The sequence below is a fragment of the Mesorhizobium sp. M2C.T.Ca.TU.002.02.1.1 genome, assembly GCF_003997225.1.
This window is the reverse complement of sequence record NZ_RZTO01000151.1, coordinates 1-9,980: the sequence shown is the minus strand read 5'-3', so window position 1 is coordinate 9,980 and position 9,980 is coordinate 1. Positions and strand designations below refer to the sequence as shown.

The following is a 9,980-nucleotide window of genomic DNA, read 5'->3' as shown; positions in this document are numbered from 1 at the left end:
CTTGGCGCGCTGATCGCAGCGAAGGTGCCGTTCTGGCCGGTCCTGATGCTGCCGCAGGGCATCCTGATCGTCTTCCTGTTCACGCTGCTGCATGAAACCGTGCACAGGACGGCGTTCGAAACGCAGTGGCTGAACGATATCGTCGCGCGTTTCTGCAGCCTGGCGATCGCGCTGCCGGCCGACTGGTTCCGCTACTTCCACTTCGCCCATCACCGCTTCACCCAGGACCCCGAGAACGATCCGGAGCTCGCCTTCCCGAAGCCCGAGACGGTGCGGCAATACATCGTCCACGTTTCCGGGCTGCCGGTATGGAGGGGACATTTCAAGACGCTCTACACCAATGCGATGGGGCGCTGCCGCGGCAGCTACGTGCCGCCGAAAGGTCTGCCGAAGGTCAAGGCGGAGGCGCGGGCGATGATCGCCTTCTATGTCGTCCTGCTGGCGCTTGCCGTCTGGCTCAAGGCATGGGTGGTGCTCACTGTCTGGATCGTGCCGGCGCTGCTCGGCCAGCCGTTCCTGAGGCTTTATCTGCTGGCCGAGCACGGCCGCTGTCCCTTCGTGGCCAACATGCTGGAAAACACCCGCACGACGCTGACCAACTGGTTCGTGCGCAAGCTCGCCTGGAACATGCCTTACCATGCCGAGCACCACGCCTATCCCGGCGTGCCGTTTCACCAACTGCCTGAATTCCATCGGCTGATCGAGCGGCATCTCAAAGTGGTCGAGCCTGGCTATGTGAGCTTCCACGAGAAATATGTCGGGGCGCTACGCTGACAGAGGGCGTCATTCAGCCCGATTGGCGCTGCAGTGCCTGCGAACGCAGCAGCCGGCTCATATCGGACGCCTTGCTCGGTACGCCGATCAGATAGCCTTGCGCCTCGCCGCAACCGGCCTTGCGCAGCATGTCGAGCTGCGCTTCGGTCTCGACACCCTCGGCGGTGACGATGATGCCGAGCTCGGCTCCGAGCCCGATTACCGTGCGCACGATCGCCGCCGTGTCGCGCTTGTCGAGATCGCGGATGAAGGATCGGTCGATCTTGATCTTGTCGACGGGGAAACGCCGGAGGTAGCCGAGCGAGGAATAGCCGGTGCCGAAATCGTCGAGCGCGATGCGCACGCCGAGGCCGCGCAATTGGCTCAGCGTCTTCAGCACCGCGTCGCTTTCGTCCATCATCACCGTTTCGGTGATTTCGAGCTCCAGGCGATCGGCCGGCAGGCCGGAAAAGGCAAGTGCGGCGATCACGCTGCGGGCGAAGCCGCCGCTCTTGATCTGCGCGGCTGAGACATTGACGGCCATGCGCATGTCCCGCGGCCAATTGGCGGCGACGTTGCACGCTTTGCGCAGCGCCCAGTCGCCGAGTTGCACGATCAATCCGGTCTCCTCGGCGACGGCGATGAAGTTCTCCGGCGATACAAGGCCGCGCGACGGCGAGCGCCAGCGCATCAGGGCTTCCGCGCCGACGATTTTGCCGGAGCCGATTTCGAGGATCGGCTGGAAATCCAGCTCGAATTCGCGCTTGGAGAGTGCTGCCTCGAGATCGACCTCGAGCGCCCGGCGCTCCCGCATCAACGCATCCATGCCCGGCTCGAAGAAGCGATAGACGTTGCGCCCTTCGCTCTTGCCGCGGTAGAGCGCCATGTCGGCGTTGGTGAGCAGCGTGTCGGCATCGTGCCCGTCGCCGGGATAGAGCGCGATGCCGAGGCTCACGCCCACATGCATTTCACGCCCCTTGTCGCGGTAGGGCTTGCCGACGATCTCGACGATGCGCTTGGCGAGCTTTTCGGCGTCTGCGGCGCTCTTGATGCCCGACTGGATGATGGCGAACTCGTCGCCGCCGAAGCGTGCCACCACATCCTTGCTGCTGCGCACTGCATGCTGCAGCCGCTTGGCCACGCATTTCAGCAGCCAGTCCCCGGCCGGGTGGCCGAATGTGTCGTTGACGGCCTTGAAGCGGTCGAGGTCGAGCGAGAGGATCGCCAGCGGCTTGGCCTTGGCCTCGCCGAGCGCCTGATCCAGCTTTTCGCGAAACATCGAGCGGTTGGGCAGATTGGTCAGCGTGTCGTGATGCGCAAGATGGGTCATGCGCTCTTCGACGCGGCGCCGTTCGGTCACGTCCTCGAAAGTCGCAACCCAACCGCCGCCGGCGAGCGGCCGGCGGGAGACAAACAGCGTGCGGCCGTCGACGAGTTCACGATAGCTCGACCGCGACTGGCCCGCGTCCAGGGCCGCCTTCGTCTTTCCCACCTCGATATCGACTTCAACGGGCACGAAGATGCCGAGACCAACGAGTTTCGCCAGCATCTGACCATGCGTCATGCCGAGCGCGAAATCGGCGGCCTTCGCGTTGCACAGATCCAGGAAGCGCTGGTTGCGAACGATCAGGCGGCCCTCGGCATTGTACATCAGCAGGCCTTGCGACATGTTGGCCAAAGCCGCGTCGAAGCGGCGATATTGCTCTTTCAGCTCGGCTTCGGCGCGCCGCTGCTCCGTCACATCCTCGTAGATCGACACCCAGCCGCCGACCGCGATCGGCCGGTGCGAAATGACGATGATGCGTCCGTCCGACAGAATTTCCTCATAGGTCGAAGGCTTGGCGCGGTCGATGTAAGGCTTGCGGATGGCATAAAGCTCGTCGGCGCTCTGCCCGGCGATGCCTATGTCGACGCTGTGCTGCAGGATGTCGAAGAAACGAATGCCTGGCTTCACCACCTTGGCGTCCAGGCGGAAGATGTCGATGTAGTTGCGGTTGCATATGATCATCCGCTCGTCGGCATCGAACATGCACAGCCCATGCGACATGTTCTCGACAGCCGCCGCGAAGCGCTCGTTCTGGGCACGAAGTTCTTCAGCTATTCGTCGAACCGGGATAGCACTGGCTGCTCTTCGCTTGCCGGCGACCGAACCAGTCTTGACATGTGCGCCGGGCATGAGCACGCCTTCGGACCGTGTGACCGAACACAATACTGTCCTGCTCGCCGGTTAATTTAGCGTTCTTTTATGGGGTTGAATTTACCACAAGCGAAGACTGGCGCTTGGCTTCCAGCGTCTTGAAACGCTTCAGAAAAGCCGTTTGCGCCCAGGTCACGGATCTTGGCGTGAAATCGAAGCGGTCGGCGGAGAAGCCGCGCGGCCGGCCGAAATACTCGGTCGCCTCCGCCGCCGAGAAGCCGGCCAGCAGCGTCGCTTCGTAATAGGCGGCGATCTGGTCGGCACGCTTGATGTCCTTGCGCCAGGCCGCGTTAAGCTCCGCCGGCAGCGAGAAACGCAGGTGTATGGCGCGCTGCAGGCGCAACTCGCAGTCCTTGTAGGAGCCGCCCATCACCGATTTGAACGGCGAGATCATGTCGCCAATGACATATTCCGGCGCGTCGTGCAGCAGCGCGGCGAGCCGCGCCTCGACCGTGGCCTGCGGCGCCAATTCACCGTAAAGCGCTTCGACCAGCAGCGAATGCTGCGCAACGGAAAAGGCATGGTCGCCGCTGGTCTGGCCATTCCAGCGGGCGACGCGGGCAAGCCCATGCGCGATGTCGGCAATCTCGATGTCGAGCGGCGAGGGGTCGAGCAGATCGAGCCGCCGCCCCGAAAGCATGCGTTGCCAGGCGCGCGGCGGCGCGCCGGCCCGGTCGGCCGCCATCAGGCCTCCTCCGCGCTGGCCGCGCCTTCAGGGAAGGAGAACTTGGCCCAGGCGGGGATCGCGAGCGTAACCGGAACATCGCCCGCCATGATCGCCTCGCCTGCATCGACCGCCGCCTTGACCCGGTCGATGCGGGCAATAGCGAGCCCAGTCCTGCCGCTAACCGAGCCGAGCGCGCCCACCGGCCGGCCGGCGACGGTGAGCTCGGTTCCCGAAGCGGGCAGGGGGCCGTCAGCCGATGCGATCAGAACCCGGCGCCGCGCGGTGCCGCGATGCTGCATGCGCGAGACCACCTCCTGGCCGATATAGCAGCCCTTCTTGAAGCCGACTCCGCCGGCTTCGTCGAGCAGAACGTCATGCGGGAAGGCGTCGCCAAGCTGGTAGTCGCTGCCGCTTTCGGCAATGCCATAGCCTATGCGAATTTTTTGCCAGGTATTTGGATCGTCACCGTCCTTTGTTTCGCCGCCATAAGTGCGGCTGATCGCAATGTCGCGAAAACGCGTGTCGGCAAGCGCCGTTGAATCAGAAACTGAGCGGCTTGAATCATCGCCCCATGCGATCGTGACAAGCGCCTGATCCCGCTTGGCAATATCGGCCTTCGCCCTTAGCCGGTAAAGCATCAGCCGGCGCACGAAGTCGTCGGCGATGTCGGCCCGGCATTCCAGGTGGAAGGCGTTGTCACCGGCGCGCGAGATCAGGAAATCGAACAGGATCTTGCCCTGCGGCGAAAGCAGCGCGCCGGGCTTTGCCTCGCCGTGCGGGAGCGCATCGAGATCGGTGGTGAGGATGTTTTGCAGGAAATGCTCGGCGTCGGGGCCCGACACGGAAATGAGCGCGCGGTCTTTGAGCTGGGCAAAGGGCATGAGGGTAAAATCGGCCTGATCTTGCAAAACGGTCGGTCATTACGTAAGCCGGCCACACTCCCCCCGCAAGAGATTGGACCTGCCCATGGCAACCACCTTCGACCTCATCCTGACAGGCGGCACCGTGGTCAACCATGACGGGGAGGGTCGCCGCGACATCGGCGTGAAGGGCGGACGCATCGCGCGGATAGGCGATCTCGGCCAGGCCTCGGCCGGCGAAACCATCGACTGCGCGGGCCTGCACATCCTGCCGGGCGTCGTCGACAGCCAGGTGCATTTCCGCGAGCCGGGGCTGGAGCACAAGGAGGACCTTGAGACCGGCTCCCGCGCGGCGGTGCTCGGCGGCGTCACCGCCGTCTTCGAGATGCCGAACACCAATCCTTTGACCACCGGCGAGGCCGCACTCGCCGACAAGGTGCGGCGCGCCACGAACCGCATGCATTGCGACTTCGCCTTCTGGGTCGGCGGCACGCGCGACAATGCGCGCGATGTCGGCGAACTGGAACGGCTGCCGGGAGCGGCCGGCATAAAGGTGTTCATGGGCTCGTCCACCGGCGACCTGCTGGTCGAGGACGATGAAGGCGTCGCCTCGATCCTGCGCAACACCCGCCGCCGCTCCGCCTTCCATTCGGAAGACGAATTCCGCCTGCGCGAACGGCTCGGCGAGCGCGTCGAGGGCGATCCGTCGTCGCATCCCGTCTGGCGCGACGAGATCGCGGCGCTGCGCTGCACGGAGCGGCTGGTGCGCATCGCCAGGCAGACGCGCGCGCGCATCCATGTGCTGCACATCTCGACCGCCGAGGAAATCGTCTTCCTCCAGCAGCACAAGGATGTCGCGACCTGCGAGGCCACGCCGCATCATCTGACGCTGACGGCGGACGACTATGCCAGGCTTGGCACGCTGCTCCAGATGAACCCGCCGGTCCGCGCCGCCCGCCACCGCGACGGCGTCTGGCATGGCATTGCGCAAGGCATCGTCGATGTGCTTGGCTCCGACCACGCGCCGCACACGCTGGCCGAGAAGGCGAAGACCTATCCGGCCTCGCCGTCTGGGATGACGGGCGTGCAGACGCTGGTGCCGATCATGCTGGACCACGTCAATGCCGGCCGGCTCACCTTGCAGCGCTTCGTCGACCTATCCAGCCACGGTCCGCAGCGCATTTTCGGCATGGCCAGGAAAGGCCGCATCGCCGCCGGCTACGACGCCGACTTCACCATCGTCGACATGAAGCGGCGCGAGACCATCGCCAACGCCCAGGCCGGCTCGAAGGCCGGCTGGACGCCCTATGACGGCAGGGAGGTCACCGGCTGGCCGATCGGCACCATCGTGCGCGGCAATCGCGTCATGTGGGAAGGCGAGATCGTGACACCCGGGCAGGGCAGGGCGGTCGAGTTTTCCGAGGCGCTACCGGCCTGAGCAATTCCAGGAAAAGTGTGAGCGGTTTTCCGTCCGGAATTGCGCCAAACAAAACGATGGAGCGTTTCACCGTTTCCGTGAAACGCTCCATCTCTGCCAAAAATTGGATTTGTTAAGCGCTCTGCATTATCTTGCAGGCGCTATGACCGAGAACATCGCGCCGATCATTCCTGCAGAGTTTCCGGAGCTTCAGGCGCTCGCCTGGAACCGCGATGTCGCGCGCCCTATTCCCGCCAAAGAAGCCTTCGCGCTTTACGAGCGCAACTGGCGCTTTGTCGATCAAAAGCGCCTTACGGCGCGTGAGAAGCTGCTTGTGGAAGAACTCGCGAACAAGTTCGGACATGGCGTGTTTCTGACAAACGGATAGATCGTTCTCTGATCCGATAACGCTGCTGTCGCTGCGCTGTCCCGCCGGCCTTGCGGTATTTTGAGTGTCGTGAAGCCTCAATCGCCGGCCACAAAGAACAGCCACTGCCCGGTCGGCGTGATGCCGACACGGTAGAAGATGTAGGCGCCGAACTGCTTCATGTCGTCATAGTCGCTGGCCGTGACCAGCTTGAACAATTCGACGCGTTGCCTGGCATCGAGCTTGTCGAGCGGCAGCGCGAAGAAATACGGCCAGACATAGAGTTCCTGCGGCGTGCCGGTGTCGACATGGACATAGCCGGCTGAAAGCACCTCTTCCAGGATGGCGAGGATTTCCTGGCCGTCGCCGTCGCCAGAAAGGCCCTTGAGGAAGGTGATCGGGTCGCCGTCGATGTCGCCCAGCGACAATTGCGTCATGGAATCGCCCTTGCCGATCAGCGCCCGCAGCTTCTCGATGTCGCCGCTTTTGCATGCCTCGATGATCAGCCCATGCATGCGCTTGACCGGCTCGGGGAGCGTGTCGAGGTCGTAGACGACCGCCGGCGGCGGTTGATCAGGATCGGCGCGCGGGCTGGTGATGCCGCCATTGGCCGGCGGTGTTTCCGGCTCCGACTTGTCGGTGTCGTCCCCGGGCTGCCCGCTATCCGCGGGTTTGGAGCCGGGCGCCTCCGGCATCGGCACGGCGGTGCCGGGCGCGGCGCTGTCGCCGTTGGCGGGCGGGGCGACCGGGGAAGGCAGGTCCTCGCGCTGGATCTCGCTCAGCGCGTAGGAAGGCGTGCTGGCGAGGCACAGCGGCAACGCCAGGCAGGAAGCGGCGATCAGGATGCTGAGGGCCAGCCCGCGTGGCCGGCCTGACATCGAAAATCTCACCGCTTGCCTCTCCATTGTTACCCGGCCTGGCCCGGGCCGCGCTCTGAACAATCAAGCGCATGGGTATGATGCCCAAACGGCGCGCCCGCGTCAAAAGTCACTGTCAAAAAGTCGCTGTCAAAACAGGTGACTAGTGCTTGAGCCGTTCCGGTTCGAAGGCGCCGGCAATCACCTTTTCGCGCATGCGGTCGAGCAGCGCCAGCGCCGAGGTCTCGCCATTGGCGCGCAGCATCTCGCCGAAAGCCGTCTCCAATGCTGCTTCGGCGATGATTTCCGGTTCGATGCCAGCCGACAGGCCTTCCGCCCAGGCTTCGCTGTGGCTCTCCACGGCCGTCAGGCGCTTTTCTTCCCTGACCAACGCGTCGATGTCGCTGACACCATGTTCCATTTGCGATGTCCACCTTCTGCAAGCGGCGATCCGACCGATGGATCCGGCTTGGTCTGCCAGTTCGTCTGCAGTCTCACTTAAGTCGTTGTAAATACGACATTTTTAGGGTCGAAATCTACATTGTGGGCGAGACTGCCCTCAATCGATGCCGAGCTTAGCCGATTAGGCCGGCTCGCGGCATCAAAACCTTCAGTTTGAGTTAATTCCGCAATTGCGCGCTAACGTTTCATTAACGCTGTTGCGCAAGTGCAACACATGATTGCACCAGAGCGGGACAGGAGACAATAAGGCACCTCACATTGGCGCCGATTGCCGCAAAAAAACTGCGTAAAACGTTGCCGCGGGACGAGCCGGGCTCAATTCCCGTAGCGGGAGGCGATGTCGCGTGACAGCGTCTCGCCTTCCTTCATGTAGCGGGCGATGGCCTCGGCCGCCGAAGGCGTGCATTGGGTGTAGGTCCCGCTGAAGGAGCGGTAGCCCCGATTGAACGAGGCGATGAAGCGGGCGCGCCGGTCGGGATCGGGATTTTCCGACTCGAGCAGCTTTTCCATCTGGATCCGCCACTGGTCGCCTTTTTCACCGCAGAGATTGCGCAGGAAATGCAGCGATCCGAGCACCTCGGCCAGCCGCATCAGCCCCGGCTCGAAAGGCGCCTCGGCGGCGAGCGCCGGGGGTGCCGCTGCAGCGACGCTGACGGCGAGGCACGCGGCGAGAAAAGCGGAAGCGCGGGTCATCAAAGCCTTGCGATGAAAGGGCAGGGCTTTGTGGCGAAACATTTTGTCGCCTGCAAGGCCATTCTGGATGCTCACCGCCTGGCGCCTAGCGCGGGGCCAAGCAACGCCTCGGCGACAGAGAACACATCGCCGGCAAGCGGCATCCCTGCCATTTCCGCCAGCGTGTAGAACGCCGCGGTCTCGGCGTCGTCGTTGGCCTCGGGCTCGCCGCCGGCATAGGCGGCGCCGAACACCGTCAGCAGGTAGTCGACCGCGTGGTTTTCGGCCGTACCGTCGATATGGATGTCGCGCAACGGGCGATAGCCCGTCGCCTCGAGCCCGGTTTCCTCCAGCAATTCGCGCGCCGCCGCCTCCGCCAGCGTTTCCCCCGGCTCGACCTTGCCGCCCGGATAGGCATAGAGCCCTTGCGACGGCGCTCGCGCACGCTTGACCAGAAGCACGGTGCCGCCGCGAACGACCGCGACGGAAACGGCCGGTATGATCTTGCGCTGTTCCATGCGTGCCGATCTTCCTGCAGGCTTTTGTGGACCGATTGGGCGAAACCAGCTTTAGCCGTTGCGGCGCGGCGGTTCCATCGCCACTTTCATGGTCCGTCAATTGATGAGCCCAAATCCATGTGCGGACGCTTTGCCCTGACCGCCACGCCGGATCAGACTGCCGCCTTTCTCGGTCTGGCCGAGCTGGAGGAATTTCCGGCCCGCTACAACATAGCGCCGACACAGCCGGTGCTGATGGCGCTTGCCGGCCCGCCGCGGGAGCCTGGCTCGAACCTGCCGGACCGCCAGGCGATGCTGGTGCGCTGGGGCCTGATCCCGGCTTGGGTCGAGGACACCAAGGCGTTTCCGCTGCTCATAAACGCCCGCTCCGAAAGCGTGCTGCAAAAAGCCTCGTTCAAGGCCGCCATGCGCCACCGGCGCGCTCTTGTGCCGGCATCGGGCTTCTACGAGTGGCAGCAGTCGGGTGGGGCCAGGGGGCAACCCTACTGGATCCGCCCGCGACGCGGCGGCGTGCTCGCCTTCGCCGGCCTGATCGAGACCTACGCCGAGCCTGGCGGTTCGGAGATGGATACCGGCGCGATCATCACGACCGAGGCCAATGCCGGCATCGCCCATATCCACGACCGCATGCCGGTGGTCATCGAGGAGCGCGACTTCGCCCGCTGGCTCGATTGCCGCACGCAGGAGCCGCGTGACGTGCTCGATCTGCTGAAGCCGGCCGAGCCCGATTTCTTCGAGGCGATACCGGTTTCCGACCTTGTCAACAAGGTCGCCAACACCGGGCCGGAAATCCAGGAGCGCGGCATCGTTTCACCGCAGGCCGAAAAGCCCGGGCGTCAGAAGCCTGGCGCGGACGAAAACCAGATGAGCTTGTTTTAAAGCAATTCCAGGAAAAGTGTGGAGCGGTTTTCCGTCCGGAATTGCGCTAACCATTTAAGAAGGCTGCTTGCCTCGAAAGGCTGCTCCGGGGCCTTCATCTCCAGGGCGCTCCTGGGCGCCCTCATCGCCGGCGTCCCCGTCGTCGGGGATCATGCCGGTCGTGCCTTTTCAGGCAGCGCGCGGCGAGACGATCTTCTGCGCGGGCTTCTTCTTCTTCGCGGTGTGGAGAAGGGCGGCGACGATAGCCGCCGGGCCGATCGCGCGGTAGTGGCTTGTGAGAGCCGGCTGCGTTTGTCGGTTCTGTTCCTGCTTGCTGCGAGCCATTGTTCTC

At 64.0% G+C, this 9,980-nt stretch carries 11 protein-coding genes; 4 read left to right on the top strand and 7 right to left on the bottom strand.

The features are described from left to right. Positions 1-774, top strand: a 774-nt coding sequence (locus tag EOD07_RS10915) for a fatty acid desaturase family protein (protein WP_127235445.1), incomplete at its 5' end; no start/stop codon positions are given. A gap of 13 nt (positions 775-787) precedes the next feature. On the opposite strand, the gene EOD07_RS10910 is transcribed toward EOD07_RS10915, so the two are convergent. The 3 genes from EOD07_RS10910 to EOD07_RS10900 all read right to left on the bottom strand — a co-directional run bounded on the left by EOD07_RS10910 (position 788) and on the right by EOD07_RS10900 (position 4,498). Beyond that, positions 788-2,929, bottom strand: coding sequence for an EAL domain-containing protein (locus tag EOD07_RS10910; protein ID WP_127235444.1), 2,142 nt, complete (start codon positions 2,927-2,929; stop codon positions 788-790). Positions 2,930-2,996: 67 nt separating this feature from the next. Then, a complete protein-coding gene (locus EOD07_RS10905) occupies positions 2,997-3,635 on the bottom strand; it encodes an HD family hydrolase (protein ID WP_127235443.1) in 639 nt (212 codons plus the stop codon). Next, on the bottom strand, positions 3,635-4,498 hold the full coding sequence (locus tag EOD07_RS10900; RefSeq protein ID WP_127235442.1) for a folate-binding protein YgfZ: 864 nt from the start codon (positions 4,496-4,498) through the stop codon (positions 3,635-3,637). Before EOD07_RS10900 ends, EOD07_RS10905 begins: the two co-directional genes overlap by 1 nt. Before the next feature lie 85 nt (positions 4,499-4,583). On the opposite strand from EOD07_RS10900, the gene EOD07_RS10895 reads away from it, so the two are divergent. Together EOD07_RS10895 and EOD07_RS10890 are read left to right on the top strand one after the other, a co-directional pair. Beyond that, positions 4,584-5,915, top strand: coding sequence for a dihydroorotase (locus EOD07_RS10895; protein ID WP_127235441.1), 1,332 nt, complete (start codon positions 4,584-4,586; stop codon positions 5,913-5,915). A 142-nt stretch (positions 5,916-6,057) separates the two neighbouring features. Next, a complete protein-coding gene (locus EOD07_RS10890) occupies positions 6,058-6,282 on the top strand; it encodes a hypothetical protein (RefSeq protein ID WP_127235440.1) in 225 nt (74 codons plus the stop codon). A gap of 77 nt (positions 6,283-6,359) precedes the next feature. On the opposite strand, the gene EOD07_RS10885 is transcribed toward EOD07_RS10890, so the two are convergent. From EOD07_RS10885 to EOD07_RS10870, 4 genes are all read right to left on the bottom strand, one after another. Next, on the bottom strand, positions 6,360-7,151 hold the full coding sequence (locus EOD07_RS10885; protein WP_127235439.1) for a hypothetical protein: 792 nt from the start codon (positions 7,149-7,151) through the stop codon (positions 6,360-6,362). A 130-nt stretch (positions 7,152-7,281) separates the two neighbouring features. Then, positions 7,282-7,539, bottom strand: coding sequence for a hypothetical protein (locus EOD07_RS10880; protein WP_040984202.1), 258 nt, complete (start codon positions 7,537-7,539; stop codon positions 7,282-7,284). Positions 7,540-7,895: 356 nt separating this feature from the next. Further along, a complete protein-coding gene (locus EOD07_RS10875) occupies positions 7,896-8,273 on the bottom strand; it encodes a TIGR02301 family protein (RefSeq protein ID WP_041009585.1) in 378 nt (125 codons plus the stop codon). A 71-nt stretch (positions 8,274-8,344) separates the two neighbouring features. Beyond that, positions 8,345-8,770, bottom strand: a complete 426-nt coding sequence (locus EOD07_RS10870) for an NUDIX domain-containing protein (RefSeq protein WP_127235438.1) — start codon at positions 8,768-8,770, stop codon at positions 8,345-8,347. Between the two features lie 117 nt (positions 8,771-8,887). Here EOD07_RS10870 and EOD07_RS10865 point away from each other — a divergent pair, with 117 nt between their 5' ends. Next, positions 8,888-9,649, top strand: coding sequence for an SOS response-associated peptidase (locus tag EOD07_RS10865; protein ID WP_127235437.1), 762 nt, complete (start codon positions 8,888-8,890; stop codon positions 9,647-9,649). Positions 9,650-9,980: the final 331 nt, after the last annotated feature.

Bases quoted from the DNA above. Each gene is read 5' to 3' on its own strand.
- EOD07_RS10865 (WP_127235437.1), top strand. From the start codon at position 8,888: ATGTGCGGACGCTTTGCCCTGACCGCCACGCCGGATCAGACTGCCGCC.
- EOD07_RS10900 (WP_127235442.1), bottom strand. From the start codon at position 4,498: ATGCCCTTTGCCCAGCTCAAAGACCGCGCGCTCATTTCCGTGTCGGGC.
- EOD07_RS10890 (WP_127235440.1), top strand. From the start codon at position 6,058: ATGACCGAGAACATCGCGCCGATCATTCCTGCAGAGTTTCCGGAGCTT.
- EOD07_RS10880 (WP_040984202.1), bottom strand. From the start codon at position 7,539: ATGGAACATGGTGTCAGCGACATCGACGCGTTGGTCAGGGAAGAAAAG.
- EOD07_RS10895 (WP_127235441.1), top strand. From the start codon at position 4,584: ATGGCAACCACCTTCGACCTCATCCTGACAGGCGGCACCGTGGTCAAC.
- EOD07_RS10910 (WP_127235444.1), bottom strand. From the start codon at position 2,929: ATGCCCGGCGCACATGTCAAGACTGGTTCGGTCGCCGGCAAGCGAAGA.
- EOD07_RS10905 (WP_127235443.1), bottom strand. From the start codon at position 3,635: ATGGCGGCCGACCGGGCCGGCGCGCCGCCGCGCGCCTGGCAACGCATG.
- EOD07_RS10870 (WP_127235438.1), bottom strand. From the start codon at position 8,770: ATGGAACAGCGCAAGATCATACCGGCCGTTTCCGTCGCGGTCGTTCGC.
- EOD07_RS10875 (WP_041009585.1), bottom strand. From the start codon at position 8,273: ATGACCCGCGCTTCCGCTTTTCTCGCCGCGTGCCTCGCCGTCAGCGTC.